The organism is Amycolatopsis speibonae, assembly GCF_042647925.1.
Classification (GTDB): domain Bacteria; phylum Actinomycetota; class Actinomycetes; order Mycobacteriales; family Pseudonocardiaceae; genus Amycolatopsis; species Amycolatopsis speibonae.
Genome location: NZ_JBHRWK010000036.1, coordinates 1 through 25,552, shown reverse-complemented (window position 1 = coordinate 25,552; position 25,552 = coordinate 1). Strand labels below are relative to the sequence as shown.

Annotated in this window: 27 protein-coding genes; 13 read left to right on the top strand and 14 right to left on the bottom strand. The window is 68.9% G+C overall.

The features are described from left to right. Positions 1-23: 23 nt before the first annotated feature. Both ACFOSH_RS23260 and ACFOSH_RS23255 read right to left on the bottom strand, forming a co-directional pair. Complete coding sequence (locus ACFOSH_RS23260; RefSeq protein ID WP_005154745.1) at positions 24-362, bottom strand: P-II family nitrogen regulator; 339 nt, start codon at positions 360-362, stop codon at positions 24-26. Then, positions 359-1,753 carry an ammonium transporter gene (locus ACFOSH_RS23255; protein WP_378241149.1) on the bottom strand — a complete coding sequence of 465 codons (1,395 nt, stop codon included), beginning with the start codon at positions 1,751-1,753 and terminating at the stop codon, positions 359-361. The genes ACFOSH_RS23260 and ACFOSH_RS23255 overlap by 4 nt, the downstream gene beginning before the upstream one ends. A gap of 175 nt (positions 1,754-1,928) precedes the next feature. Here ACFOSH_RS23255 and ACFOSH_RS23250 point away from each other — a divergent pair, with 175 nt between their 5' ends. Both ACFOSH_RS23250 and ACFOSH_RS23245 read left to right on the top strand, forming a co-directional pair. Continuing rightward, positions 1,929-2,789, top strand: coding sequence for a putative RNA methyltransferase (locus ACFOSH_RS23250; RefSeq protein ID WP_378241148.1), 861 nt, complete (start codon positions 1,929-1,931; stop codon positions 2,787-2,789). Next, positions 2,789-3,406, top strand: coding sequence for a (2Fe-2S)-binding protein (locus tag ACFOSH_RS23245; RefSeq protein ID WP_378241147.1), 618 nt, complete (start codon positions 2,789-2,791; stop codon positions 3,404-3,406). Before ACFOSH_RS23250 ends, ACFOSH_RS23245 begins: the two co-directional genes overlap by 1 nt. Before the next feature lie 99 nt (positions 3,407-3,505). Here the strand turns inward: ACFOSH_RS23245 and ACFOSH_RS23240 are convergent, their stop codons facing one another. Beyond that, positions 3,506-5,614 carry an RICIN domain-containing protein gene (locus ACFOSH_RS23240; RefSeq protein ID WP_378241146.1) on the bottom strand — a complete coding sequence of 703 codons (2,109 nt, stop codon included), beginning with the start codon at positions 5,612-5,614 and terminating at the stop codon, positions 3,506-3,508. Positions 5,615-5,722: 108 nt separating this feature from the next. Here ACFOSH_RS23240 and ACFOSH_RS23235 point away from each other — a divergent pair, with 108 nt between their 5' ends. After that, a complete protein-coding gene (locus tag ACFOSH_RS23235; RefSeq protein ID WP_378241145.1) occupies positions 5,723-5,899 on the top strand; it encodes a hypothetical protein in 177 nt (58 codons plus the stop codon). Here the strand turns inward: ACFOSH_RS23235 and alc are convergent. Together alc and allB are read right to left on the bottom strand one after the other, a co-directional pair. Beyond that, the gene (alc, locus tag ACFOSH_RS23230) at positions 5,890-6,906 is read right to left on the bottom strand and encodes an allantoicase (RefSeq protein WP_378241144.1); all 1,017 of its coding nucleotides are present in this window, start codon (positions 6,904-6,906) and stop codon (positions 5,890-5,892) included. The two genes, ACFOSH_RS23235 and alc, sit on opposite strands and share 10 nt — an antisense overlap. Position 6,907: 1 nt before the next feature. After that, on the bottom strand, positions 6,908-8,236 hold the full coding sequence (gene allB / locus ACFOSH_RS23225; protein ID WP_378241143.1) for an allantoinase AllB: 1,329 nt from the start codon (positions 8,234-8,236) through the stop codon (positions 6,908-6,910). A 104-nt stretch (positions 8,237-8,340) separates the two neighbouring features. Between allB and ACFOSH_RS23220 the strand changes: the two genes are divergently transcribed. From ACFOSH_RS23220 to pucL, 4 genes are read left to right on the top strand one after another with little or no spacing between them, the layout of a single operon-like run. Further along, complete coding sequence (locus ACFOSH_RS23220; protein ID WP_378241142.1) at positions 8,341-8,817, top strand: helix-turn-helix domain-containing protein; 477 nt, start codon at positions 8,341-8,343, stop codon at positions 8,815-8,817. Between the two features lie 58 nt (positions 8,818-8,875). After that, positions 8,876-9,367, top strand: a complete 492-nt coding sequence (gene uraD / locus ACFOSH_RS23215) for a 2-oxo-4-hydroxy-4-carboxy-5-ureidoimidazoline decarboxylase (protein ID WP_378241141.1) — start codon at positions 8,876-8,878, stop codon at positions 9,365-9,367. Next, positions 9,364-9,681, top strand: coding sequence for a hydroxyisourate hydrolase (gene uraH / locus ACFOSH_RS23210; protein WP_378241140.1), 318 nt, complete (start codon positions 9,364-9,366; stop codon positions 9,679-9,681). The genes uraD and uraH overlap by 4 nt, the downstream gene beginning before the upstream one ends. 6 nt (positions 9,682-9,687) lie before the next feature. Then, positions 9,688-10,566 (top strand): factor-independent urate hydroxylase, encoded by an 879-nt coding sequence (gene pucL / locus ACFOSH_RS23205; RefSeq protein WP_378241139.1) that lies wholly within the window; start codon positions 9,688-9,690, stop codon positions 10,564-10,566. Here the strand turns inward: pucL and ACFOSH_RS23200 are convergent. Next, complete coding sequence (locus ACFOSH_RS23200; RefSeq protein ID WP_378241138.1) at positions 10,563-12,083, bottom strand: alpha/beta hydrolase; 1,521 nt, start codon at positions 12,081-12,083, stop codon at positions 10,563-10,565. The genes pucL and ACFOSH_RS23200 overlap by 4 nt on opposite strands. 113 nt (positions 12,084-12,196) lie before the next feature. After that, positions 12,197-13,195 carry an SGNH/GDSL hydrolase family protein gene (locus ACFOSH_RS23195; protein ID WP_378241137.1) on the bottom strand — a complete coding sequence of 333 codons (999 nt, stop codon included), beginning with the start codon at positions 13,193-13,195 and terminating at the stop codon, positions 12,197-12,199. Between the two features lie 122 nt (positions 13,196-13,317). Between ACFOSH_RS23195 and ACFOSH_RS23190 the strand changes: the two genes are divergently transcribed. Together ACFOSH_RS23190 and ACFOSH_RS23185 are read left to right on the top strand one after the other, a co-directional pair. Then, positions 13,318-13,893, top strand: a complete 576-nt coding sequence (locus ACFOSH_RS23190; RefSeq protein WP_449224191.1) for a TetR/AcrR family transcriptional regulator — start codon at positions 13,318-13,320, stop codon at positions 13,891-13,893. A 102-nt stretch (positions 13,894-13,995) separates the two neighbouring features. Continuing rightward, complete coding sequence (locus tag ACFOSH_RS23185) at positions 13,996-14,685, top strand: hypothetical protein (protein WP_378241136.1); 690 nt, start codon at positions 13,996-13,998, stop codon at positions 14,683-14,685. Positions 14,686-14,745: 60 nt separating this feature from the next. On the opposite strand, the gene ACFOSH_RS23180 is transcribed toward ACFOSH_RS23185, so the two are convergent. Genes ACFOSH_RS23180 through ACFOSH_RS23150 form a run of 7 tightly spaced genes read right to left on the bottom strand, consistent with a single transcriptional unit; the run spans position 14,746 to position 22,066 of the window. Next, entirely contained in the window at positions 14,746-15,117 is a 372-nt protein-coding gene (locus tag ACFOSH_RS23180) for an allophanate hydrolase-related protein (protein WP_378241135.1), read from the bottom strand. Continuing rightward, positions 15,108-16,550 (bottom strand): NCS2 family permease, encoded by a 1,443-nt coding sequence (locus ACFOSH_RS23175; protein WP_378241134.1) that lies wholly within the window; start codon positions 16,548-16,550, stop codon positions 15,108-15,110. The genes ACFOSH_RS23180 and ACFOSH_RS23175 overlap by 10 nt, the downstream gene beginning before the upstream one ends. 33 nt (positions 16,551-16,583) lie before the next feature. Further along, positions 16,584-17,078 (bottom strand): nucleoside deaminase, encoded by a 495-nt coding sequence (locus tag ACFOSH_RS23170; RefSeq protein ID WP_378241133.1) that lies wholly within the window; start codon positions 17,076-17,078, stop codon positions 16,584-16,586. 32 nt (positions 17,079-17,110) lie between these two features. Next, positions 17,111-19,393 (bottom strand): xanthine dehydrogenase subunit D, encoded by a 2,283-nt coding sequence (pucD, locus tag ACFOSH_RS23165; RefSeq protein WP_378241132.1) that lies wholly within the window; start codon positions 19,391-19,393, stop codon positions 17,111-17,113. Next, the gene (locus ACFOSH_RS23160; protein ID WP_378241131.1) at positions 19,390-20,739 is read right to left on the bottom strand and encodes an 8-oxoguanine deaminase; all 1,350 of its coding nucleotides are present in this window, start codon (positions 20,737-20,739) and stop codon (positions 19,390-19,392) included. Before ACFOSH_RS23160 ends, pucD begins: the two co-directional genes overlap by 4 nt. Then, entirely contained in the window at positions 20,736-21,206 is a 471-nt protein-coding gene (locus tag ACFOSH_RS23155) for a (2Fe-2S)-binding protein (protein ID WP_093938252.1), read from the bottom strand. The genes ACFOSH_RS23160 and ACFOSH_RS23155 overlap by 4 nt, the downstream gene beginning before the upstream one ends. Next, the gene (locus ACFOSH_RS23150; protein ID WP_378241130.1) at positions 21,197-22,066 is read right to left on the bottom strand and encodes an FAD binding domain-containing protein; all 870 of its coding nucleotides are present in this window, start codon (positions 22,064-22,066) and stop codon (positions 21,197-21,199) included. Before ACFOSH_RS23150 ends, ACFOSH_RS23155 begins: the two co-directional genes overlap by 10 nt. Positions 22,067-22,202: 136 nt before the next feature. Between ACFOSH_RS23150 and ACFOSH_RS23145 the strand changes: the two genes are divergently transcribed. The 4 genes from ACFOSH_RS23145 to ACFOSH_RS23130 are packed head-to-tail and all read left to right on the top strand — an operon-like array spanning position 22,203 to position 25,240. Beyond that, positions 22,203-23,624: a PucR family transcriptional regulator gene (locus tag ACFOSH_RS23145; RefSeq protein WP_378241129.1), complete on the top strand. Its 1,422-nt coding sequence runs from the start codon at positions 22,203-22,205 to the stop codon at positions 23,622-23,624. Position 23,625: 1 nt separating this feature from the next. Beyond that, on the top strand, positions 23,626-24,108 hold the full coding sequence (locus ACFOSH_RS23140) for a MarR family winged helix-turn-helix transcriptional regulator (protein WP_378241128.1): 483 nt from the start codon (positions 23,626-23,628) through the stop codon (positions 24,106-24,108). Positions 24,109-24,144: 36 nt separating this feature from the next. After that, positions 24,145-24,747 carry a DsbA family protein gene (locus ACFOSH_RS23135; protein ID WP_378241127.1) on the top strand — a complete coding sequence of 201 codons (603 nt, stop codon included), beginning with the start codon at positions 24,145-24,147 and terminating at the stop codon, positions 24,745-24,747. Positions 24,748-24,757: 10 nt separating this feature from the next. Then, on the top strand, positions 24,758-25,240 hold the full coding sequence (locus ACFOSH_RS23130; protein WP_378241126.1) for a GNAT family N-acetyltransferase: 483 nt from the start codon (positions 24,758-24,760) through the stop codon (positions 25,238-25,240). The last annotated feature ends 312 nt before the right edge of the window (positions 25,241-25,552 follow it).

The following is a 25,552-nucleotide window of genomic DNA, read 5'->3' as shown; positions in this document are numbered from 1 at the left end:
CAAGACGCGGCGCACGCCGAGCGTCAAAGGGCGTCCGAGCCGCGCTCGCCGGTGCGTACCCGGATGACCGTCTCCACCGGCGTCACCCAGATCTTCCCGTCGCCGATCTTGCCGGTGTGGGCGGCCGTGGTGATCGCGTCGAGGACCTTCTCGACATTGGCGTCGTCAGTGACGACCTCGACCCTCAGCTTCGCCACGAAGTCGACGGAGTACTCCGCGCCCCGGTAGACCTCCGTGTGGCCCTTCTGCCTGCCGTAGCCCTGCACCTCGCTGACCGTCATGCCGAGCACGCCCAGCTGTTCCAGCGCGGAACGGACGTCGTCGAGCGTGAACGGCTTGACGATCGCGGTGATCAGCTTCATGCCTTGCTCTCCTCGAGTTTCGTGGCCGCGTGTCCGGTGGGCGCCTTGACCGGGATGCCGGTCGGCTGGCCGAGGCCGCCGCCCGAACCGGTGAAGTCGTACGCGCTCTCCGCGTGCTGGGCCTCATCGATACCACTGACCTCATCCTCCGCGCTGACGCGGAACCCGCCGAGCTTCTTGATCACCCAGCCGATGACGAAGGTGAGCACGAACGAGTACACGAGGACGGCGCCCGCCGCCGCTGCCTGCTTGCCGAGCTGGCCGAGGCCGCCGCCGTAGAACAGGCCGTCGACGCCGAGCGAGTTGACGCTGGTGGTGCCGAAGAAACCGATGAGCAGCGTACCGACGAGGCCACCCACGAGGTGGACGCCGACGACGTCGAGGGAGTCGTCGAAACCGAAGCGGAACTTGAGGCTGATCGCCAAGGCGCACAGGGCACCGGCGATGAGGCCGATGGCGATGGCACCCAGCGGGCTGACGAACCCGGCCGCCGGGGTGATCGCGACGAGACCCGCGACGGCACCGGAAGCGGCGCCGAGGGTGGTCGGCTTGCCGACCTTGATCTGCTCGATGATCAGCCAGCCGAGGATCGCGGCCGCGGTCGCGACGGTGGTGTTGGTGAACGCGACGGCGGCGAGGTCGTTGGCGGCCAGCGACGAACCGGCGTTGAAGCCGTACCAGCCGAACCACAGCAACGCGGCGCCCAGCAGCACGAACGGCACGTTGTGCGGGCGTCCGGTGCCCTTGGGCCAGCCCTTGCGCTTGCCGAGCACGATCGCGAGCGCCAGCCCGGCCGCACCGGCGTTGATGTGGACCGCGGTACCGCCGGCGAAGTCGAGCGCCTTGAGCTGGTTGGCGATCCAGCCGCCGACCGAATCGGCGCCGATGAAGCCGTTGAACGAGAACACCCAGTGCGCCACCGGGAAGTACACGATGGTCACCCAGACCGCGACGAACAGCGTCCAGCCCCAGAACTTGGCGCGGTCGGCGATGGCACCGGAGATCAGCGCGGGCGTGATGATCGCGAACATCAGCTGGAACATCACGAAGGCGAACAACGGCAGCCCGTCCGCGCCGGGCCAGGCGACCTCGGGCGCGGTGTCGGTCGCGGCGGTCGCGAACCCGGCGAGTTTGCCGGAGATGTTCGAGAGACCGGCGAAATCGAAGTTACCGAGCAGCCCACCGCCCAGGTCGTTGCCGAACGCCATCGTGAAGCCGTACAGCGTCCAGAGGACACCGACTACGGCCAGCGCGATGAAGTTCATCATCAGCATGTTCAAGACGCTCTTCGCGCGGACCATGCCGCCGTAGAAGAACGCCAATCCCGGTGTCATGAGCATGACCAGCGCGGCGCTGATCAGTACCCATGCCGTGTCTCCTGCGTTCAGCACAATCTTCCTCCCGTGCCTGGGGTGTACTGCGCAGGAATCTTTGGGCCGGGGTGTTTCCTCGGGCCGCGATTCAGGTTTCACCCGCGTGAACTGTCGGTACGGCGTTGTTACGTGCAGGTTTCCGGTGACCCGGTGCGTTCTGTCCGGTTGCGAAACGTCGTGGTCGAATATGCCCATGAACGCGCATGAGCACGGCAATGACCCACTGCCACCGGAGATCGTCCGGTCGCTGCTGTGCTCGGTCTGCGGTGGCCCGGTCGGGGCAGCCGATCGCACGGTGCGTTGCGGACGGGGCCACTCGTTCGACGTAGCGAAGCAGGGTTACGTCAATCTTCTGCACGCGCGCATCCCGGCCGGTACGGCGGACACGGCGCCGATGGTCGCGGCGCGCGTCGACCTCCTCTCTTCGGGTGCCTATCTCCCTCTCGCCGACGCCCTCGCGAAGGTGGCTTCGGAGCATGTCGAGAGCGGGCTGATCATCGACGCCGGCGCGGGCACGGGGTACTACCTCGCGCACGTGCTCGACGCCGTCCCCGACGCGTACGGACTGGCGCTCGACGTCTCCGCCGTCGCCCTGCGCCGGGCCGCCCGCGCACACGCGCGCGCGGGCGCGGCCGTGTGGAATCTGTGGGAACCCTGGCCAGTGGCGGACTCGAGCGCTTCACTGATCCTCAACGTCTTCGCACCCCGCAACGCCCCTCAGTTCCACCGCGTCCTGACCGCGGACGGGCTGCTGGTCGTCGCGACGCCGAACCCCGGGCACCTCCGGGAACTGGGCGACCTGGTGATCTCCGTCGACGGTGGCAAGGACGCGCGGCTGGCCGAAACCCTCGGCGAGCGTTTCAGCCGAGCGGAACGGCGCGATGTCACCCAGCAGGTGACGCTGTCACCCGCCCAGATCCGCCAGGTCGTCGAAATGGGCCCGAGCGCGCACCACCTCCACCGCGACGGACGCCGCGAACGCCTCGACGCGATCACCGACCCGGTGGAGGTCACCACCTCGTTCAGCGTCACGCTGTACCGGCCGGTGCCCTGATGGAGGCGCCCGCGACCCTGCTCGCCGACGCCGCCTGGGTCAGCGCCCGCATCGGTGGCGCCGCGAAACTCTACGGTTGCTCACGGCCTGAAGTCCTCGGCACGATCTGGTGGTACTCGCTGTCCTCGGTCCTCGTCGCCCCATCGGTGGAATCCCTCGTGCGCGACGGCTCCCCTCTGGACCCGTCGCTCGACGCCGTCACGATCGACCTCGTCCCCGACGGCCGCTTCACCGGAGCCCGATCGTCACGGGGCCTCACCGGCGGCCTGACCGAACTCGGCGAGGCGTTCGCCACGACGCTGGGCACGGCGATCGGCACGATCGCGGACGTCACCGGGGCGAATCCGCGCGCGCTGGGCGCGATCGCGACGGATTCGATCGGCAACCGCCTCCTGTGGACCGGCGACACCGAACGGGCGATCACGCTGGCGGCGCCGCTCGTGGCCGCGATCGGACTCGGGATGCCGGAGCCGCGGTTCTCCCGGATCGGGCGGAACACCGTGGTGCGCCGAGCTTCCTGCTGCCTGATCTACGAAGCGGGCAATCCTAAATGCGCCAGCTGTCCTCGGCAGACACCGGAAGAACGGGACCGGCGGCTTCGTTCCGCGCTCGGTTAGTTCAGGTGCTGTTGACGGGGGGCACAGTGGTCGTGAGTGACAAGTGCCGTTCTAACGCGACTTGCCACTCACGACCATCTGTACCCACGCCTCTGACCGCTATTTCGCCGAAGTGCTCACCGTGAACGGCAGCCACCCGACGGTGACGCCGTTCGCCGGGGACACCGGCATCCGCCAGTTCTGGCAGCCACGACCGGGAATCCGGTCCCAGATGAACAGCGGCGCTCCCTGGGCGGCGGTGCAGCCCTGGTCCAGCAGTTTGCCCGCGTTCTGGACGGCGTACCGGTAGACCCCCGTGCCGACGGTCTGCGGTTCGATCGTCCACTTCTGGCACGCGCCCGCGACCCGGTCGTAGGTGGTCACCGGGTTCCCGCTGGCCGTGCTGCAGCCGGTGTTGTCCAGCACCTGCCCGGAATGCTTGGCGCGGAACTGGTAGTAGCCGTCACCGGTACCCCACGGGAAGAACTTCTGGCAGTCCGCGCCGTTCGACGGCCACTGCTGCACCTTGGTCCCGTTGTTCCAGCCGCACGCGGCGACGTCGGCGTAGAGCCCGCTCGACACCGCTTGCAGCGAGACCCAGGCGTCGTCCGCGAACTCCCCGCCCGGGTCGAACGTGGTGGCCCGGAACCGGTAGCTGTGGTTCTCCTGCAGCAATCCCGGCGGCACCGTCCAGGTCGCCGTGCTGCCGGACGGGACGTCCCACTGCCAGTAGTCCCCGATCATCGTTTCGCCCTCGTAGACGTAGAAGACCGCGGTGACGTTGCCGCCGTCGGGGTCCGTCGGCGTGAAGCGCAGCGTCGGGGTGAGGGACTTCGTGTGGGTGACACCGCCGATGTCGACGCGGTCGGAGATGTCGTGCCCGGCGGCGGGATTCGGCCGCTGGTTCCGGTACGTCACCTCGAGGTACGGCGACTTGCCGCCTTCGCTGGACGAGAACTTCTTCCAGCCGAACGAATCCGCCTCGTTCTCCGCCTTCAGCACCATCGAACCGGTCGTGACCCCCGCGCCGGCCCAGGCGCCGACCAGGTTCGCGATCGGGGTCCGGACCCAGTCCGCCGCGCAGGTCGCGCTGTAGCCGCGGGTCGCGTTCGTCGTCGCCCAGCGGGTGTAGGGCTGCGGCTGGTTCGCCCAGCGGGTTCCGGTGCTCACCTGCGCCGTGTCCCAGATCTCCCAGTTGCGGGGCGAGCACGAGTAGGAATGGTTGGCCCACAACGACAACGTGGCCGACTCGATCTCCGCGCCGCGGAATCGCGACACATCGAAGTGAAGGTACGACCGGGCTTTCGTGGCTCCGCCGTCATAGGTGCCGATGCGGAGTTCGGTGGCGCCGGACTGGTCGGTGTCCGCGATGTTCGACTGCGTGAAGGTGTCGAAGTTCGTCCACAGCGAGACACCGGGATCGACGATGACCGGATACGCCCGCGCCGGATCGGCGAAGTACCCCGCGTCCGGCGTCACGTCCAGGCCGAGGGTGCCGCGTTCCTTGGCGGACATCACCTTCCCGACCTTCACCTTCGCGGCCGGATCGCCGCTGCGCTGGTCGACCCGCGAGTCCCACATCTCGGCGGCGGGCACGCTGCCCACCACCGCGCCGGAGGCGGTGACGAGTTGCGTGTTCCCGTCCGCGTCGGTGCGCGTGGTGAGCCCGGCGGCCCGCAGTGGGAGGGCGAAGGTCAGCGGACGATCAGGACGGCGCTTGACGACGAAGAACTGCTCGAACCCGGTCCGTGTGGCCTTGACCTGCAGGTCGACGCCGGGCTGGACCTCCGGATAGGTGGCGACCTCACCGGTCAGCACCGGTTCGGGCAGCTTGCCCGGGTACTGCAGGGTGACCTTCCCGTCCCTGCTTTGCACCGTGGCGAGATCCCCGCTCGCGCCTCCCAGCACGAGGTCCCGCGGATGCGCCTTCGGCCGGATGAGACCGTCCGCGCCCTTGACCAGGGTCAGGTCGACCGGGACCCAGTCGCCGCCGCGGCGGACGTGGACCGGACCACCGTGCACCTGGGTGGTGCGGGAGCCGTCGGGATTGGCGAAGGTGGCCGAGTTCTCCGTACGCTCGGAGAGGATTTCGACCGGTTTGTTCTGCGCACGCGCCACGGTTTCGGGCGTCGTCGCTTGCGCGGGAGCGGTGAACAAGGCGCTCCCGGCCAGGCACGCGGCAACGAGCGCGAGGCCCCGCCGCGGGATTCTTCGGGTTTCGGCTGGCACTTCGATCTCCCCAGTCGTGGGTGACAAGTTGACACATCGCTTACGCATGTCACACCCACGGGGTTGCCCGCCGCTTCGAAAAATCCGGACGCGTGAGAAGGTGGCGGTATGGTCAAACCGACGCCGCTGCAGCTCAGGAACATCGTCATGGCAGTGCTCATGGCGGGTGCCCTGGTGTGGAACCTGTCCATCAGCGGCGCTTGGTGGCTCACCGCGATCTTCTCGATCGGGATCGTCCTGTCGCTGTTCTCCGCGTACCTGAACCGGCCCGGCGCTCAGCCCTGAGCGCCCTCGAAGCGCGCGGCGACATCGGCACGGCCTCGCTCGGAAAGCGCTCCGAAGAGGCGTAGGCGCGCCATCCCGCCATCGGGGTAGATGTCGAGACGGACTTCGGTCACTTCAGGTCCCGAAGCCAGTACGAACCGGTGCCGCGTGTCCGGCTGCAGACGCGTCTTCGGCAACAGTTCGACCCACTCGCCGTCGCCGTCCCGGCCGCTCAGCGCCGCCCAACCAGGCGCGTTGCCCTTGAGGTTGCTGTTGTCGAACTCGGCGAACCGGACGACGCCCGCCCCGGCCAGCCGGACGGTGACCCAGTCGTTCCCGTCGTCCCGGCGCCGCGCCGTCTCCCAGCCCTCGGCCTGATGCGCCGCGAGCCCTGGCGAGAAAAGGTTGTTGGGCGAGGAATAGAACATGTTGCTGCACCCGGTGACGACCGCGCCGTTCTCCAGCGCGGCGAGGTCGAGCGCGCCGAGGTCGAGCAGGCGAGGATCCGGGATCGGCGTGCCGTGCACCCGCAGCCGGGCGACCCCGCCGTCCGGATGCATGGTCAGCCGGACGTGCGTGTAGCGCTTGCTCCCGCCGATCTCGAAGAAGTTCTCCGTGTGTCCCGCGGCCACGCCGCGCTTCACGAGCACGTCCCAGTCCACTCCGGCCAGTTCAGCGGCGTTCGGGTAGCCCTCGACGGCGCACGCCTCGACCGAGACGAACGGCGGGTAGTTCCCCTTGAAGAACGCGGTGTCGACGACGACGCCGGTGATCGCGCCCGCCAGGCCGAGCCGGACGACGGCCTGGTCGTCGCCGGGCTCACGATGCCGCCGGGTCTCCCAGCCGTCGTAGACCTGCCCCTTGGGCCCGAAGGTCTCCGTCCGATGCGCGGGCACCCACGGATTGACCAGGTTCTCCTTCTCGGCGAACAACTCGTCCGTCGCCCACATCACGGTCCCGCCGAATTTCCGCGAGGCCAGGTCGGGCAGGGCTGTCCACTCAGGACGGTCGTTCACGGTCTCCTCCATCTCAGCAGTCACCCCGGGTCAGCAGAACGCCTGCCGGGTCGTCACCGGTGATCTCTTTCCCCCGCAACCACGTGCTCCGGACGACGCCCGCGAGCGGGCGTCCGTGGTACGCGCTGACCGGGTTACGGTGCTTCAATTTCGCGACGTCGACGACGAAAGCGTCGTCGGGCGCGAACACGCTGAAGTCGGCGTCGTAGCCCGGCGCGAGGTGTCCCTTACGCCGCATCCCCGCCTGCGCGGCCGGGTGCTCGGCCATCCAGCGGACGACGTCGGCGAGGGCGAACCCGCGCTGCCGGGCCTGGGTCCAGACCGCGGGCAGGCCGAGCTGCAGTCCGGCGATCCCGCCCCAGGCGAGCCCGAAATCGCCACTGTCGAAGCGTTTCAGCTCCGGCGTGCACGGCGAATGGTCGGTCACCACGCAGTCGATGACACCGTCCGCGAGCCCCTGCCACAGCAGTTCGCGGTTCCCGGCTTCGCGGATCGGCGGGCAGCACTTGAACTGCGTCGCGCCGTCGCCGATCTCCTCCGCGGTGAAACTCAGGTAGTGCGGGCAGGTCTCGGCGGTCAGCCGGACACCGTCGCGCCGCGCGCTCTCGACCATCGGCAGCGCGTCCGAGGACGACAGGTGCAGGATGTGCGCGCGGACACCGGTCCTCCTGGCGAGTTCGATGACCTGCGCGATCGCCACGTTCTCCGCGCCGCGCGGGCGCGAGTGCAGGAAGTCCTCGTACTTCTCGCCGTGCGGGTCGGGCGCGTGGTCGATCGCGTCGGAGTCCTCCGCGTGCACGATGATCATGCCGTCGAAGGTCCGCAATTCAGTCATCGCCTCTTCGAGTCCGCGCGCGTCCAGCGGCGGGAACTCGTCGACGCCGGAATGCAGCAGGAACGACTTGAAGCCGAACACCCCGGCCTCGTGCAGGCCACGAAGATCCGCGAGATTGCCGGGGATCGCGCCACCCCAGAACCCGACGTCGACGTGCACGCGGCCCTCCGCGGTCTTGCGCTTCACTTCCAGCGACGCGACGTCGACCGTCGGCGGCAGGCTGTTCAGCGGCATGTCCACGATCGTGGTGACCCCGCCCGCGGCGGCCGCGCGGGTCGCCGAAGCGAAACCCTCCCATTCGGTGCGGCCCGGGTCGTTGACGTGCACATGCGTGTCCACGAGACCCGGCAGAAGGACGACGTCCTCGCCGAGTTCGAGCACCCGATCGCCGTCCAGGCCGGCCCCGGCGGGTTCGACGGCGACGATGCGGCCCTCGTCGACACCGACGGTCGCGGGTACCTCTCCGGCGGCCGTCACGGCTCGCGCGGCCTTGATCACCAAGTCCATCTAAAGCCTCCAATTTCCACTAGGTGGAATCGAGGTTTCGCACTCCGACATTAACTCCGGCCACCCTGCTCGTCAACGAGCCGGAGCGGCGCTACCTTCGCTTGGTGCAGTTAGAAGCCGAGTTCACCAGCGAACCGTTCCACGGCGAGGGTCCGCCACCCGAGCACGCCGTCAAAGCCCGTGACACGGCGGAGAGCGCGGGCCTCTCCGCCGACTTCGGCCCGCTCGGCACCCTCGTCCGCGGTGACGCCGACACCCTGCTCGACGCGCTCCCCGCCATCGCCAGGGCGGCGCTGAACGGCGGCGCGACCCGCGTGACCCTCCAGCTCCGGCAGGTCGGCGACGACACGAACGAACCCCCCGTCGAGCTGCACAGCGCGCTGGCCCGGCTCATCGGCGACGTCGAACGCGAACTCGGCGGCAAGCTCGACACTCTCGACCGCGCCGCCAAGCAGCGCGCGGTGCGACTGCTCAAGGAACGCGGCGCGTTCGGCCTCCGCAAGTCGGTGTCGACAGTCGCCGAGGCGCTGGGGGTCACGAGGTTCACGGTCTACAACTACCTCAACCGAGACCAAGACTGAAGAGCTATTTCAACAAAATGTTGACGACAGGGGAATCGTCGCCGTACCGTCGGTTCCCGTGCCGCTCACCATTCGAGAGTTCGACCAGGCTCCCGCTCAGGACGTCCGGCCGGCGCTGACAGCCTGCCTCGACGTCCCGCGCTGGGTGGAATCCCTGCTGGCCAGGCGCCCGTACGCCGACGTCGCCGCCCTGCTCGCCGCGTCCGAAGCGCTCACCCCGTTGCGCCCCGAAGAGATCCGGCGCGCCATGGCCGCCCATCCCCGGATCGGGGAGAAAGCGGGCGGCAAGAGCACCGAGGCGGGCTGGTCGCGCTCGGAACAGTCCGGTGTGGACGGTGACGCGGCGCGCGAGTTCGCCGCGGCCAACGCCGAGTACGAAGCGACGTTCGGACATGTCTTCCTGGTGTGCGCGAGCGGCCGGAGCGGTGCCGAACTGCTGGAAAACCTGCGTTCGAGACTCTCGAACGATCCGGAGAAGGAACTCGAAGTGGCCGGCCAAGAGCTGACCAAGATCGCCGCGCTGCGGCTGGAGAAGGCGGTGACGGCATGAGCCTCGTGACCACGCACATCCTCGACACGGCCGCGGGAAGGCCGGCGGCGGGCGTCGGGGTCCGGCTCGAAACCGGCGCGGGCGAACCCGTCGCCGACGGGCGGACCGACGCCGACGGCCGGATCCGCGACCTCGGCCCGGACACCCTGGAACCCGGGGTCTACCGGCTGGTCTTCGACACCGGCGCCCACCTGGGCCCGGACTCCTTCTTCCCCGAAGTCATCTTGACCTTCCGCATCGCCGACGGGACCGAGCACCACCACGTGCCGTTGCTGCTGAGCCCGTTCGCCTATTCCACCTATCGAGGGAGCTGATCGCCCGTGGCCATCACCCTGGGCCCCAACCAGTACGGCAAGGCCGAAGTCCGGCTCGTCACCGTGCGGCGCGAGGGCAGCGTGCACCACCTCAAGGACCTCACCGTTTCGACGTCGCTGCGCGGCGACCTCGCGGCCACGCACCTCACCGGCGACAACGCCGACGTCGTCGCGACGGATACCCAGAAGAACACCGTCTACGCCTTCGCCAAGGAGTCCCCTGTCGGCGAGATCGAGGACTTCGCGCTGCGCCTCGGACGGCATTTCGTCGACTCGTTCGAGCACATTTCCGGTGCCCGGATCCTGATCGGGGAGCACGGCTGGAACCGCATCTCCGGCCACGACCACGCGTTCTCCCAGGCGGGCAGCGAACAGCGGACGACGGCGGTGACCATTCAGGACGATCAAGCCTGGGTGGTGTCCGGTTTGGACGATCTCGTCGTGCTCAAGTCGACCGGCTCGGAGTTCCACGGCTTCCCGCGCGACGAGTACACGACGCTGGCCGAGACGAACGACCGGATCCTCGCGACCGCCGTGACCGCGCGCTGGCGCTATCAGGGCGACGGGATCGACTGGGCGACGAGCCACGCGGAGGTCCGGCGGATCCTGCTGGAGACCTTCGCGGACAAGCACAGCCTCTCCCTGCAGCAGACGCTGTACGCGATGGGAGAGGCTGTGCTCGAGGAACGCGGCGAAGTCGCCGAAGTCCGGCTTTCACTGCCGAACAAGCACCACTTCCTGGTGGATCTGTCGCCGTTCGGACTGAAGAACGACAACGAGGTCTTCTACGCCGCCGATCGTCCGTACGGCCTGATCGAGGGTGTGGTCCTTCGCGATGACGCGGAGGACGCCGGTCTGGCCTGGCACACCCTCGCCGCCTTTTAGGGTGTCGGCAGCGGCATCCCGGTGACGCTCTGGTCGGCGGGGACGACCCCGTCGACCAGGTAGGCGTCCACGACCTTGTCCACGGCCGGGTTGCCGCCCGCGTAGATCCCGTGGTCACCCTCACCGGTCACGGTCAGCATCCGCGAATTCGCGAATCCCGCGTGTGCCCGCCTGGCGCCCTCGATCGCCGTGGCCGGGTCGTGTTCGGATTGGACGATCAGCACCGGCGGCACTCCCTTGCCGTCCAGCTTCGGCAGCGGACGCGGCTGCTTGTCCCAGAACAGGCAGACCGAAGCGTTCAGCTTGCCGCCACCCGCCAGGAGCAGCCCTCGGTCGAGGTTCCGCTGTGAGTCGCGGATCAGCGACTCGCGGGTACCGACGAACCGCCCTTCGCCACAGACGGTGTTCCAAAACGTCCCGTCCTGCGCGTCGGGGAAGTCGCTCGCGGCGTCGAGAGCGGCCTTGGCCTGCGGGGCCGCGCCCTTCTCCATCGCGTCCCGGACCTTGACCATCAGGTCGGCCAGCGCCGGAAAGCTCGTCTTCTTGTACAGCAGGTAGACCATGACGGACTCGAGCTGCATCGGCCCCTTCCCGTCCATCGGGTTGCGGGACAAGGCGTAGCGGACCCGCTCGTACGTTTGGCGGACCTGTTCGCCGCTGGTGCCGAAGTGGTACTTGGCGTCGTAGCGCGCCATCCACGGCAGGAAGTCCTGCCGCCAGCGCCGTTCGAAGCCGACCGCCTGCCGGTCGAAGGTCTTCTGCCAGTCGGTGGTGAAGTCTGTCGACGAGTCCAGCACGAACCGTCCGGCCCGCTGGGGGAACTGCTGCGCGTAGTGCGCGCCCAGCCAGGTGCCGCCGGAGTAACCGATCCAGTTGATCTTGTCCCGACCGAGCAGGACCCGGAGCAGGTCGTAGTCCTTGATCGTCTGGTAGGTGGTGATCAGCGGCCCGAGTTCACCGTTGGCGTTCTGACAGGATCGGGCCACGTGCTCCGCGTTCGCCAGGATCTGGTCCAGGTTGCGCGGATCGCGGTCACGCGGATCCAGCTGCTGGATGAGCCCGGCGGTGTCCCGGCAGGTGACGTTGGTGCTCTTGCCGGTCCCTCGGACGTCGATGCCGATGACGTCCTGGTGTTCGCGCAGCTTCTCCTGCCCCCGGAAGGTCACCGGGAACCAGCGCCCGGGACCGCCGGGGCCACCGGGGTTGGTCAGCACCGAGGCCGTCGACAGCCCGGTCGACTTCAGCCTGCTGACCGCGATCGTCAAGTCCTGCCGCTCGTTCGCGCGGTCCCAGTCGCGAGGGGTGCGATAGGACGCGCATTCGAGTCCGCCGATGTCGGTGCCCGGCGGCAACGTGACCAGTTCGTCCGCCGCGCAGGGATGCCAATCCAGTGTCTGACCGGTGTAGTACCCGGGGATGTTCGTCGTGTTCAGCGTGCTCGCCGAAGCCGGCACGGCTCCGGCGAGCAGCCCGCCCACGACCACCGGGATCACCCCGGCGGTCAGTAGCCGCTTCATCTCCTGCCCCCTTCTTCCCTTGATTCCCAACGGCTCCCGACGCTAAGGCCGGGCACGCTCGGCGAACATCGACCGCAGGTATCGCCGGAAGGTGGACCAAGGGTTGAGGGCGGCTAGGACCGCGGCACAAGTCCGGCCGCGGCGGCCTTGCGCTGGAGTTCGCCCGGAGTGCTCGCGTTCCGCGCGTCCGGCGCCTTCTCAGACGCCGCGGCGGTGCCGCCCAGCGTCTTGAAGATCAGGTCGGCCTCGGCCTTCATCCCGGCGGCGTACGGGTGGTAGGCCACCGCGCGGAAGAGGTTCGTGTCCTTGCCGCTCACCCAGGCCGCGTCCCCGGCGCAGGCGTCGTGACCGCTGCTCGGCCCAAACGTGTCGACGTAACGGGCACCTTGCTTCCGGGCGGCGGTGGAGACGGCCTTGTTGAGGGCGCGCTCGACCTCGTCGGCCCAGGCGTAGTCGCCGTCGGCGAACGGGAGAACGCTGGGGCAATAGCCCTTCGACGGCACGATGCGCGGGTAGCCGACCAGCACGATCGTGGCGGCGGGCGAACGTTCCCGGACACCCTTGACGACGCGTTCGAGGTTCCGCTGGGTGTTCTTGAGCGCGGCGAGCAGGGTGTCGGTCCCGTTGATCGTGAAGTGCTTCTTGCAGGGCGAACCGGTCGGGTCTTCGTCGCGCAGCTCGGGGCAGGTACCGATCAGGCTGCCGAAGACGCCGTAGTCGTTGCCGCCGATGCCGATGGTCACCAGGTCGGTGTCCAGGGTCAGCGCGTCGAACTGCGCCGGCGCCGAGCCGAGCGCGAGACTCGGCGAGGGGACGGTCTGCGGGCTGAGCATGTTCGTGGTGTCCGCCGACGAGCAGCTGACGTCGGTGAAGGCGCCCGGCTTGTAGTAAAGCCCCAGCTTGGTGGCGAGCCAGGCCGGGTAGTTGTTGTTCGACCGGAAGCACCAGCTCGCCTGCTGCCACGGGATCAGCGGACCCGCGGTGTAGGAGTCGCCGAGGGCGACGTACTTGCGGAAGGACGGGGTCTCGGCGGCGCTCGCCGGTGTCCCCAAACTCGCTAGAGAGACGACTGCCACCAGCGTGGCGAGGACAAGTCGGGCGGTACGGCGCATGGCGACCTCGTGATCCGTCGTTGGACTACCGACCGATCTTGACAAGTTCCCACCTCCGTCCACAATAGAAGTGAGTATCTTTCACGTTTCAGGGGTTAGATAGAACGCTCTATCATGGGGGCGTGACAGGAACGCGGGAACGCATCGTGAACGCCGGCGCCGAGCTGCTCCGGCGGAACGGGTACACCGGCACCGGGGTGAAGCAGATCGTCGAGGCCGCGAAAGCGCCCTTCGGCTCGCTGTACCACTTCTTCCCCGGCGGCAAGGAACAGCTCGGCGAGGAGGTCATCCGCACCTCCGGGATGATGTACCTCGCGCTTTTCGAGATCTTCTTCGCCGACGAGCCGGACCTGATCCACGGGATCGAGGCGTGTTTCGCCGGCGCCGCCGAAACGCTCAAGGAGACCGACTACGCCGACGCGTGCCCCATCGCGACTGTCGCGCTCGAGGTCGCCAGCACCAACGAGAAGCTGCGGATCGCGACGGCCGACGTGTTCACGGCCTGGATCGAGACCGGCGCCGCGAAGCTGGGCAAGTACGGCCTCGAACCCGCGGCCTCCCGGCAGCTCACGATCGCCCTGGTGAACAGCCTCGAAGGGGCGTTCGTGTTGAGCCGATCGCTGCGTAACACCGAAGCGCTCGAGGTCGCGGGGCTGTCGTCCGTCGCGCTCGCGCGCACGTTGCTCCCCGATGCGTGAAGCACCGACGGCGGGCTGCTGAACAGAGAAGATTCCCCGCAACGCACAACGGCTTCCGGCCGACCTAGCGGTCACCAACACCGGAATCCGTTTGGGGAGCACATGATCATCAGGAAGCTCGTGATCGGCACCATCGCGGCCGCCGCCCTGCTGACCGCGGGCGCGGTGCCCGCGACCGCCGCCGAGGTCCAGCCGTCCACCCTCACCACGACCACCAGCAGCACCAAGATCGACGCCGGGAAGACCGTCACGGTCTCCGGGAAGCTCACCAAGGCCGACGCCACCCCGATCGCCGGGGCCGAGGTGGGCATCTCGTTCTGCTTCAACGGCTTCTGCGGCGAAGCCCAGGCCAAGCCGGTCACCGACGCCACCGGCGTCTACACCGCGACCCTGACCCCGATCCGCACCGGCAACTACCACGCCGACTTCTTCTCCACCGACCCGGCGATCGCGAACTCGCGCGCCGACACCCCGAAGATCGTCGTGCTCCACCCGGCGAAGATCACGTCGTTCGCGGCGGGCCGGGGCGCGGCCAAGGCCGTGACCGGCTCCGGCACGATCGACTTCCCCGGGCAGTACACCGCGAACCCGATCCCGGTCGAACTCCAGTACTTCTCGTTCGGCACCTACCGCTGGACCACGGCGACGACGGTCGACGCCACCTGGAACGGCACCACCTGGGCCTTCGCGGCCTCGGCCGACCACCGCAAGCCCGGCGTCTGGCGCGCCTTCTACGCGGGCGCGCCCGAAATGTTCCACGCGGCGGCGAGCGACCTCGTCTTCGTGCTCTGACGTTGCCGTGAAGGCCTCCTTCCTTACCCTGAAAGTAGGGAAGGAGGCCTTCACGGATAGCTAACGGGACGCCAGGTAGGCCCGCCAGTCGCCGACGGAGGTGATGTCCGTCAGCTCGCCGGAGTCCACAAAGGACGAACGCAGGACGGTGGCGAGGCAGGCCGCGCCGTCCTCCAGTTCGATGACGCCCAGCTCCAGTTCCGGCGGTTCGACGGGGACGAGGTGGTCCCGCAACACCGCCAGCGGCAGGTCGTAGACCTCACCGACGACGGATCCGGAACCGCCTTCGTGCATCGCCGGAAACCGGTCGCCCACGGAGAAGTAGTGGTACTTCGGCGCGGAGCGGGCCACGCAGCACAGCGGCGCGCCCTGCAACTGCTCGTGCAGCGGTCCACCGCGCATCCCGCCGCCGTTGAGGAACATCAGAACCACGACATGATCCCTTCGATCCCGAAGTACACCCCGAACACCGCGGCCAAGATCCCGAGGATCCAGCCGATCTCGCGGGTCTTGCCCTTGCAGATCTTGATCAGCACGTAGGCGACCAGCCCGGCGCCGATCCCGTTGGTGATCGAGTAGGTGAACGGGATCAGCGCGATGGTCAGGAACACCGGGATCGCGAAGTCCAGGTCACGCCAGGGAATCCGCGCGCACTGGGCCATCATCATCCCGCCGATGACGACCAGCGCGGGCGCCGCGGCCTGCGCCGGGACGACCGCCGCGAGCGGGGTCAGGAACAGCGTGGCGGTGAACAACCCACCGGTGACGATGCTCGCCAGCCCGGTCCTCGCGCCTTCTCCGACACCGGCGGCCGATTCGAGGAACACGGTGTTCGGGGCCGAACCGGTGACGCCGCCCGCGAGCGCGCCGGCGCCGTCGACCAGCAGGATGCGGCCCATCCCCTCGACCTTGCCGTCCTTGGTCAGCCCCGCTTCCTCGGAGACGCTGGTGATCGTGCCCATCGCGTCGAAGAATCCGGAAAGCACCAGCGTGAACAGGAAGACCGCCGCGGTCACAGCGCCCGCTGACGCGAAGCCGCCGAAGAGATCGATGTCCCCCAGCAGGCTGAAGTCGGGATGCGCGACGACCTGGTCGGGCACCTTGGGCTCGACCAGTCCCCAGCCCTTGACGTGGAACACGCTGTTGACCAGCACCGCGAGCCCGGTCGCGACGGCGATGCTGATCAGCACCGCGCCCGGCACGCGACGGCTCACGAGCACGATCATCAGCAGCAGGCCGAGGCAGAAGATCGCGATCGGCCAGCCTTCGAGGTGCCCGCCGATCCCCATCCGCACCGGCACCGTCGACTGCGCGGAGTCCGGTGTCCGGGTGACGAATCCGGCGCTGACCAGGCCGACCAGCGCGATGTAGAGCCCGATGCCGACCGTGATCGCCACCTTGAGCGGCATCGGGATCGCGTTGATGATCCGTTCCCGGACGCCGGAAACCGCCATGAACACGATGCAGACGCCTTCGAGGACGACGAGCCCGAAGGCCTGCGCCCACGTCATCGTCGGCGCCATTTGGAACGCCACGACACCGTTGACGCCGAGACCGGCAGCGAGCGCCAGCGGCGCGTTCCCCACGAGTCCCATCAGGATCGTGGTGACGCCCGCCGCCAGCGCGGTCGCGGTCGTGATCGCCTCGGTGCTCAGCCGGGCGCCGGTGATGTCGGCCGAGGCGCCGAGGATGAGCGGGTTGAGCAACACGATGTAGCACATCGCGACGAAGGTGGTGATCCCGCCGCGCACCTCGCGGCCGATCGTGCTGCCGCGGTGGGAGATCTTGAACCAGCGGTCGAGCCCGGACAGCCGCCCCGGCTCGGACGGGGGCAGGTGGGGACGCTCTGTACCTAATTGGGTCATGCCTACTCCACAACGTTGTGGGGCGGGAAGATGCTAGTAAGCCTTCTTGTCGGGTTTCGACAGCCAGGCTTGGAAAGGCGCGAAAGAGTCCGGAAGGGACAGTTGGCCGACGGGTAGTGACCAGGTCTCGCGCGGGCGGGAAAAGAGGTCGTAGAACTCGCGGTCGTCGAAGCCCGCCTCGGCCGCGTCGTGGCGGTCCGCGGCGTAGACGACCTTGCCGACACGCGCCCAGAGCGCGGCGGAAAGGCAGAGCGGGCAGGGTTCGCAGGAGGTCACGAGGACGCAGCCGTCGAGTTTGTGGTCGCCGATCGCCTGGCAGGCCGCGCGGATCGCGACCACCTCGGCGTGCGCCGTCGGGTCCAGCGTCGGCGTCACCTGGTTGGTCCCGGTGGCCAGCACCGAACCGTCCCGGACGATCATCGCGCCGAACGGGCCACCGCCGCGTTCGACGTTCGTGGTGGCCAGCTGGACGGCTTCGGCGAGCCATTTCTGCTCGTCGGACTCCGAAATGGACAGACGGGTACCCACGGATGTGCTCCTAGCTCGAAAAAAGGCGGATGTCAGGTGCCGGTGAGGTGTTCGGGACGCACCGGGACACGGGGCAGCGCGAGCCCGGTGGCCGCGCGGATGGCCGCGACGATCGCCGGGGTGGACGAGATCGTCGGCGGTTCGCCGACCCCGCGCAGACCGTACGGCGCGTTGGGGTCGGGCCGTTCCAGGACGTCGATGTCCATCGGCGGCATGTCCAGCACGGTCGGGATCAGGTAGTCGGTGAACGACGGGTTGCGGATCTTCCCGTCCACGGTCTGGATCTCCTCCATCACCGCGAGCCCGAGGCCCTGCGCGGAGCCGCCCTGGATCTGGCCGAGCACCGCCTGCGGGTTGAGCGCCTTGCCGACGTCCTGCGCGCAGTCGAGCGCGACGACCTTGATCAGCCCCAGTTCGGTGTCGACGTCCACGACCGCGCGATGTGCCGCGAAGCCGTACTGGACATGCGCGTTCCCTTGCCCTGTCTCGGGATCGATGGGCGTCGTCGGACGGTGACGCCACTCCACGGTCTCGTCGAAGACCTCGTCGCCGAGGACGTCGGCGAGGTCCGCCAGCACGCTGCCGTCGACGGAGACGACCTTGTTCGCGACGACCTTCAGCTTCCCGTCGGCGGCGAGTCTGCCCGCCAAGTGCTTGTGCAGCCCGGATCGCACCGCGACGCAAGCGGCCTGGACCGCACCGCCGGTGACGTAGCTCTGCCGCGACGCCGACGTCGAACCGCCGTTGCCGATGGTGGTGTCCATCGGCAGGATCGTCACCTGCTCGATGCCGAGTTCGGTCCGCACGATCTGCTGCATGATCGTGACCAGCCCCTGGCCGACCTCGCAGGCGGCGGTGTGCACGGTCGCCGCGGGTTCGCCGCCGACGAGCTGCAGCCGCACGCGGGCCGTCGAATAGTCGTCGAAACCCTCGGAGAAGCAGATGTTCTTGATGCCGACCGCGTAGCCGATACCCCGGACGACACCTTCGCCGTGCGTGGTGTTGGAGACGCCGCCGGGCATCCGGCGCAGGTCGAGCTCCTCGTGCGTGACCGGCAGCGGTTTGGCGCGCAGGCGTTCCAGCAGTTCCGCGACCGGCGCGGCGGAGTCGACCACCTGACCGGTCGGCATGAGACTGCCTTCCTCCATCGCGTTGAGGATCCGGAGGTCGACGGGGTCGATCCCGCAGGCGTCGGCGAGCTTGTCCATTTGGGACTCGTAGGCGAAGCCGGCCTGCACCGCGCCGAAGCCGCGCATCGCGCCGCAGGGCGGGTTGTTGGTGTACACACCCCAGCAGTCGACCGACGCACTGTCCACATTGTACGGACCGACACCGAGCGTGGCCGCGTTCGCCACCACGGCCCCGGTGGACGAGGCATACGCGCCGCCGTCCAGGTACAGCTTCGCCTTCACATAAACGAGCCGGCCATCCTTGTCCGCGCCGTGCTCGTAGTACATCTTCGCCGGGTGGCGATGCACGTGACCGTAGAAGGATTCCTCGCGGTTGTAGACCATCTTGACCGGCTTGCCCGTGTGCAGCGCCAAGAGGCACGCGTGGACCTGGATCGAGAGGTCCTCACGGCCGCCGAACGCGCCGCCGACCCCGCCGAGCGTCAGCCGCACCTTGTCCTTGGGCAGGCCCAGCGCGGCGACGATCTGCTGCTGGTCGACGTGAAGCCATTGCGTGGCCACGTAAAGATCGACACCGCCCTCGGTGTCCGGGATCGCCATGCCGGACTCTGGCCCGAGGAAGGCCTGGTCCTGCATGCCGACCTCGTAGACGCCCGACACCACGACGTCGGCCTTCACTGACTGGTCGCCGTGGCGGATCTTGGCGTGCCGCACGACGTTCCCGCCGGGGTGCAGCTCGGCGCCCTCGCCGGCGGCGGCTTTCTCGGAGTCCGTCACCGGTTCGAGGACCTCGTAGGAGACCTTGATCCGCTTCATCGCGCGGCGCGCGGTCTCGGGGTGGTCCGCGGCGACGAGCGCGACGGGCTCGCCCTGGTAGCGCACGATGTCGACGGCGAGCACCGGCTGGTCGGTGTGCTCCAGGCCGTACTTGTTCACGCCGGGTACGTCTTCGTGGGTCAGCACCGCGTAGACCCCTTGCACGGCAAGGGCTTCGGTGATGTCGACGCCGGTGATCCGCGCGTACGGGTGCGGGCTGCGCAGCGTCGCGCCCCACAGCATGTCCTCGTGCCACAGGTCCGAGGAGTACGCGAACTCCCCGCGCACCTTGACCGTGCCGTCCGGACGCAGCGGGCTCGCGCCCACACCGTTTTCGGTGGTCTGCTTGGAGACTTCAGTGGTGGTCATACCGTCTCCCTCAGCCGGGCACTGGCCACGGCCAGCTCACGGGCGATCTCGTCTTCGGATTCCTCGCGCAGGGTCCCGCCGGTCACCACGGTCGCGCCGCCGACGAACAGCCGCGCGATCGGCGGGGTCGCGCCGAGCACCAAGGCGGCGACCGGGTCGGTGATCCCGGCGTAGTTCAGGCCGTTCAGGTCCCAGACGGCGAGGTCGGCGAGCTTGCCGACCTCGACCGAGCCCAGATCCTTCTGGCGCCCCAGGCAGCGCGCGCCGCCCATCGTGCCCATCCACAGCGCCTCGCGCGTGGTCAGCGCACGCGGCCCGCCACGCTGACGCGCCTGCAGCAGCGACTGGTGCAGTTCCTCGCCGAGGCCACCGGATTCGTTGGACGCGGCGCCGTCGACGCCGAGCCCGACCGCGACCCCGGCGTCGAGCAGCTGCCGGACCGGGGCGATCCCGGCGCCGATCCGCCCGTTGGACGTCGGGCAGTGCGCCGCTCCCGTACCCGTGGCGCCCAGGCGCCGGATCGCTTCCGGGGCGAGGTGGATCGAGTGCGCGAGCCAGACGTCTTCAGCGAGCCAGCCGAGTTTGTCGGCGTACTCGGCGGGGGTGCAGCCGACTTCGGCGAGGCACTGCTTCTCCTCGTCGATCGTCTCGGCGAGATGCGTGTGGAGCCGGATTCCCTTGCGCCGCGCGAGTTCCGCCGCGCCGGTCATCAGCCGCTCGCTCACCGAGAACGGCGAACACGGACCGGCCGCGATCTGCAGATGGGCGCCGGCGGAGGCGTCGTGGAACCGGTCGATCGCGGCTTCGGTGCCGAGCAGCGCGGCCTCGGTCTCCTCGACGAGGTTGTCCGGCGGGAGCCCGCCCTGCGACTCGCCGCGGTCCATCGAACCGCGGACGACGTGCAACCGCACGCCGACGCGGATCCGGGCGGCGGCGAGCGCTTCGACCTGGTCTCCGCCGTCGCGCGGGAAGACGTAGTGGTGGTCGGCGACTGTCGTGCATCCGGTGGTCGCGAGCCGCGCGAGTCCGGCGGTGGCGGCCGCGTGCGTGATGTCGGCGTCGAGCCTGCCCCAGATCGGGTACAGCGCGACGAGCCATTCGAACAGCGTGTGGTCGGCGGCGAGGCCGCGGGTGGCCCACTGGTAGAGGTGGTGGTGGGTGTTGACCAGCCCGGGCGTGACCAGGTGGCCGGAGCCGTCGATGCGCTCGTCGTACTCGCCTTCGGGCGCCTTCCCGGCGCCGACCGCGGCGATGCGGTCGTTCTCGATGACGACGTGACCCGAGGCGTGCTCGGTGCCCGCGCCGTCGACGGTGGCGATCGCGGCGTTCTCGATGACGGTCTTCACGCGGTCTCTCCCCTGGTCGCGGCGAGCCGGACGGCGTCGAGGATCTTCTCGTACCCGGTGCACCGGCACAGGTTGCCCGCCAGTGCCTCGCGGATCTCCTCGTCGGCGGGGTTCTCGACCCGGTTGAGCAGATCGTGCGCGGCCACCACGAGGCCGGGGGTGCAGAAGCCACATTGGACGGCGCCCGCGTCCACAAAGGACTGCTGGACCCGGTCGAGCTTGTCGCCCTCGGCGAGCCCTTCGACCGTGCGGACCTCGCGGCCCTCGACCTGACCGGCCGCGACCAGGCACGAACACACCGGGACCTCGTCGAGGTACACCGTGCAGGACCCGCATTCGCCCTGTTCACAGGCGTTCTTGGAGCCCGGGAGACCGAGCCGCTCGCGGAGCACGTAGAGCAGGCTCTCGCCCTCCCAGACGTCGTCGGCCTGGCGGGACTCGCCGTTGATCGTCACGTTCACGCGCACTCGCGTTCACCCTTCTGGAAGTCGTTCCACGCCCAGGTCAGCGTTCGCCGCGCCAGGACGGACAGCGCGTGCTTGCGGTAGTCGGCGCTGCCGCGGACGTCGTCGATCGGCGACGCCGCCTGCGAGACCAGCTCGCCGAACCGGCGTTTGACCGAATCCGCTATCGCCGCCTTGGTGGACCAGGGAAGTTCGGCGGAAAGGAATTCTTCGGCGGCGGTCGCCCGGCGCGGGGTCGGGGCCGCCGAGCCGACGGCCGCGCGGATCTCGCGGCTGTCCAGATGCAGGGCCAGCGCGAACGAGCAGACCGCGATGACCATCGCGTTGCGCGTCCCGACCTTGGCGAACTGCTGCGGGCCGACGGCGGCGGGCAGATGCACCGCGGTGATCAGCTCGTCGGGTTCGAGGGCGTTGCGTTTGACGCCGAGGTAGAACTCCTCGGCCGGGATCCTCCGCGTCCCGCGCACCGACGCGGCCTCGACCTCGGCGCCGAGCACGAGCAGCACGGGATGCGTGTCACCGGCGGGCGACGCGGCGCCCAGGTTCCCGCCGACGGTGCCCCGGTTGCGGATCTGCGGCGAGCCGACGGTGCGGGAAGCCATCGCCAGCGCGGGCAGAACTTCACCCAGCTCAGCGATCACCCGGACGTAGGGCACGGACGCGCCGAGCCGGATCCCGCCGTCGGTCTCGGTCCACTCGGCGAGTTCCGTGACGCGGTTCAGGTCGAGCAGCGCGCCGGGACGACGATGGTCGAAATTGAGCTCCACCATGACGTCCGTACCGCCCGCGATCGGCACCGCGTCGGGTCGCTCGGCCTTGACGGCGAGCGCCTCGGTCAGCGAGCTGGGGCGCAGGAAATCCACTCTCGGGCTCCTCGGTTCGACGGAGTGCTGTGACGGCTGACTCAGTAGACGCCCTGCGCCCGTATGGCGGCAACGGTGCCGAAGCATGAAATCTCCCCTGCCCGGCCGGGCTGTTTTGTGCTTTCCTACAAACCTGATGACGACCGTGAAAACTCTGCTCGCTCTTCCCGGGCTGCGCTTGCGGGTGCGCGCCGGGCAGGCTCTGCTCGACCGTCCGGTGTCCCGGATCTACGTCACCGAACTGCCCGATCCCGGGCGGTACGTGTCGGCGGGCGAACTCGTCCTGAGCGGGTTGCTGTGGTGGCGCGGGCCGGGTGATTCCGAGGCTTTCGTCGCCGCGCTGGCGAAGGCCGGGGCCGTGGCGCTGGCGGCATCCGGAGCGGATTCCGACGGGATCCCCGAAGACCTCGTCGAAGCCTGCACGCGACACGGGATTCCGTTGCTGGAGGTACCGACGGACCTGTCGTTCTCGGTCGTCACCGAACGCGTCGTGCTGGCGCTGGCCGCGGCCGCGGAAGGCGCTCGCAAGCGTTTGCTTTCAGCGGCGACGGAAGACGCGTCGCTGGAAACGCTGATGGAACGAGCGCGCGCGGAGATCGGCCTCCCCTGCTGGGTCGAGCCCACGGCCACGGCCACGGAGCTGGTACGGCGGTTCGTGGCCGCGGGCGGACGTTCGCTGGAGGCCGACGACGCCTCCGTCCGGCCGGTCGGCGGCAGGCACGCGCTGCCGTGGCTGCTCGCGATCGGCGGCGCGCTGACCGCCGCCCAGGCGGAGATCGCCGAAGAACTCGCCGGGCTGATCGGGCTCGCGCGCACGCGGGCGGACGAGGTCCGCGCGGTCACCGACAGGGTGCTCGAACCGTTGCTCGCCGCGCTCGACGAGGGAAGCGATCCGCACGCGGCACTGACCGCGACCGGGCTGCGCGGCGATCTGCGCGTCGTCGTCGCCCGCACCGAAGGATCCGAAGCCGCACGCGGGATCCTGACCGAGCTGCTGCCACCGGGTGCCCTCGTCGGGCCCGCCGGGGAGACGACCTGGGCGCTGGCCGAGGACGACGGCGAATGGCCGGACGACTGGCCCGCCGCTGTCACCGCCGCATTGTCCACAGTGGAGTCGCTGCTGCCCTGCCGCCGGGTGCTGATCGGGATCAGCGACCGCTCCCCGGTTTCCGTCCTGCGGGGCGCGAAAGAGGTCGCGCGCTACGCGCTGGCCGTGGCGGGGATGCGGCCGGGCACGATCGAGGTCGTCCCCGGCGGCGAGATCGGCATGCACCGGCTGCTCCTGGCCGGCGCGCCCGACGACCTCCGGGCGGCGTTGCGGCGGCGGGTGCTGGGCCCGCTGCTGACCTACGACGCCGAACAGGGCACCGATCTGGTGCACACCCTGCGCGTCTTCCTCGAATGTTCCGGCTCGCCGACGCGGGCCGCGCGAGCGCTGCACGTCCACGTCAACACGTTGCGGTACCGGATCGGCCGGGCGAGCGAACTGCTCGGCACCGATCTGACCGAGTTCACCGAACAGCTCGACGTCTATTTGGCCTTGTCGGCAGGGAGCTGAAATGGGCATCACCACGGCGAAAGAAGCCGCTTACGATCCGCGCGTGGTCGCGTTCGGCCGGATGATGGGCGCGGCGAACCGGCTCGAATACCTCCTCGGCCGCGCGCTGGAGGCCGAATGCGGGATCTCGCACCTGATGTTCGAGGTCCTGCTGATCGTCGGGAGGTCGGGCGAAGCCGGGATGAGCATGCGCGCGATCGCGCAGGAGCAGGTGCTGACCACCGGCGGCGCGACCCGGCTGGTCGACCGGATGACGACACTCGACCTGGTCGTCCGGTCCAACGCCCCCGAAGACCGCCGCGTGCAACTCGTCCGGCTGACGGACAAGGGCGAGGAGACGACCGTGCGGGCCGCGCGGGTGCACGTCGAGAACATCCAGCGGCTCTTCCTCGACCCGCTGCCCGCGGACCACCGCGAACGGTTCGCGCTGGACCTGCGGACGCTGAGCCATTCCGCCCGTGACGCACTCCCCCGGCTCCGGTAGGAATATCTGACTGGTCAGGCATTGTTGAGTCTCGTCATGAAGCTCATCTATGTCTTCGACGCGTACTGCGGCTGGTCGTACGGGTTCGCCCGCACGATGGCCGACGTCGCGCACCGGCATCCCGACCTGCTGGTCGAAGTGGTGTCCGGCGGCCTGTTCATCGGCGGGCGCCGCGTGCCGATCCGGCAGTTCGGCTACGTCCAGGGAGCCAACGCCGAGATCACCCGCCGGACCGGCGCCCCGTTCGGGGACAGCTACGACCGTCTCATCGCGGACGGCGAGTTCGTCATGGACTCCGAGGCGGCCGCCTGCGGCATGGCGGCGCTGCGCGAAGTCGCGCCGGACCGCGCGGTGCGGCTCGCGGCCTTGCTGCAGGAGGCTTTCTATCTCGACGGTCTGAGCCTGTCCGAGGTCTCGACGTACCGCGTGGTCGCGCAGCGGGCGGGCTTGGACGGGGACGCCGTCGAGACCGCCTTGGACCGGGTTTCCGCGGCGACCGACTTCCGGCGGGCAAGGGACCTGGGGGTCACCGGATACCCGACCTTGCTGGCGGACGACGGCGAGCAGGTGGTGACACTCGTCGCAGGGAACGCGAGCGCGGACGAGGTGGACCGGCGGATCGGCGCGCTGGTTTCCTAGACTTCGGGTCATGTCCTTGACACTTCGACGGGCGACCCCCACGGACGCCGACGCCGTCGCGAACATCTGGTACCACGGCTGGCAGGACGGCCATCTCGGCCACGTTCCCGCCGAACTCGTGCGGGCCCGCACCCGCGAGTCGTTCTGGACACGGGCCGAACAGAGCATCGCCGACACCGCGGTCGCCGTGGTGGACGGTGAGGTGGCGGGATTCGTGATGGTCATCGGCGACGAGGTCGAACAGGTCTTCGTCTCGTCGGATCATCGCGGGAGTGGGGTGGCCGGGGCACTGCTCGCGGAAGCCGAACGCCGGGTGGGTGACGGCGGCCATTCCCACGCTTGGCTCGCCGTGGCGCCGGGGAACGCGCGGGCGCGGCGGTTTTACGAGCGGAGCGGATGGGTCGACGAGGGCTTGTTCGACAACCTGGCCTTTGGTTTCGATGGGCCGATTTCGGTGCCCTGTCACCGTTATACGAAAACGCTCACCTCTTGAGGCCTGCCTGCTTCACCAGTACTCCCTGCACTTTCGAAACACAGCCCCGATGAATGCCTTTCACCTTTGCCTCTCGCGAGGTTCTTAGTGCTGTTCTGTTTTGAGTGCGTGTCGGGATTTCCTTGAGTCTTCGGCGATCTTGGTGTTGCGGCGGGTAGTGGCTTCGCTCTGGCGAAATCACTCTATAGGTGTCGATGCCCCGTTTTCATTGTCACTTAAAATTACGAACACATGTTCGACTGATGTGGCGTATTATGGAGAGGTGTCCGAGACCTTCCTTCCCGAACTGCCGCAGGAGCTGTGGCGCGCTGG

Excerpts from the sequence above, each read along its gene's own strand:
- ACFOSH_RS23260 (WP_005154745.1), bottom strand. The coding sequence starts at position 362 with ATGAAGCTGATCACCGCGATCGTCAAGCCGTTCACGCTCGACGACGTC.
- ACFOSH_RS23250 (WP_378241148.1), top strand. The coding sequence starts at position 1,929 with ATGAACGCGCATGAGCACGGCAATGACCCACTGCCACCGGAGATCGTC.
- ACFOSH_RS23245 (WP_378241147.1), top strand. The coding sequence starts at position 2,789 with ATGGAGGCGCCCGCGACCCTGCTCGCCGACGCCGCCTGGGTCAGCGCC.
- ACFOSH_RS23235 (WP_378241145.1), top strand. The coding sequence starts at position 5,723 with ATGGTCAAACCGACGCCGCTGCAGCTCAGGAACATCGTCATGGCAGTG.
- alc (WP_378241144.1), bottom strand. The coding sequence starts at position 6,906 with ATGGAGGAGACCGTGAACGACCGTCCTGAGTGGACAGCCCTGCCCGAC.
- allB (WP_378241143.1), bottom strand. The coding sequence starts at position 8,236 with ATGGACTTGGTGATCAAGGCCGCGCGAGCCGTGACGGCCGCCGGAGAG.
- uraH (WP_378241140.1), top strand. The coding sequence starts at position 9,364 with ATGAGCCTCGTGACCACGCACATCCTCGACACGGCCGCGGGAAGGCCG.
- ACFOSH_RS23200 (WP_378241138.1), bottom strand. The coding sequence starts at position 12,083 with ATGAAGCGGCTACTGACCGCCGGGGTGATCCCGGTGGTCGTGGGCGGG.
- ACFOSH_RS23195 (WP_378241137.1), bottom strand. The coding sequence starts at position 13,195 with ATGCGCCGTACCGCCCGACTTGTCCTCGCCACGCTGGTGGCAGTCGTC.
- ACFOSH_RS23185 (WP_378241136.1), top strand. The coding sequence starts at position 13,996 with ATGATCATCAGGAAGCTCGTGATCGGCACCATCGCGGCCGCCGCCCTG.
- ACFOSH_RS23175 (WP_378241134.1), bottom strand. The coding sequence starts at position 16,550 with ATGACCCAATTAGGTACAGAGCGTCCCCACCTGCCCCCGTCCGAGCCG.
- pucD (WP_378241132.1), bottom strand. The coding sequence starts at position 19,393 with ATGACCACCACTGAAGTCTCCAAGCAGACCACCGAAAACGGTGTGGGC.
- ACFOSH_RS23145 (WP_378241129.1), top strand. The coding sequence starts at position 22,203 with ATGACGACCGTGAAAACTCTGCTCGCTCTTCCCGGGCTGCGCTTGCGG.
- ACFOSH_RS23140 (WP_378241128.1), top strand. The coding sequence starts at position 23,626 with ATGGGCATCACCACGGCGAAAGAAGCCGCTTACGATCCGCGCGTGGTC.
- ACFOSH_RS23135 (WP_378241127.1), top strand. The coding sequence starts at position 24,145 with ATGAAGCTCATCTATGTCTTCGACGCGTACTGCGGCTGGTCGTACGGG.
- ACFOSH_RS23130 (WP_378241126.1), top strand. The coding sequence starts at position 24,758 with ATGTCCTTGACACTTCGACGGGCGACCCCCACGGACGCCGACGCCGTC.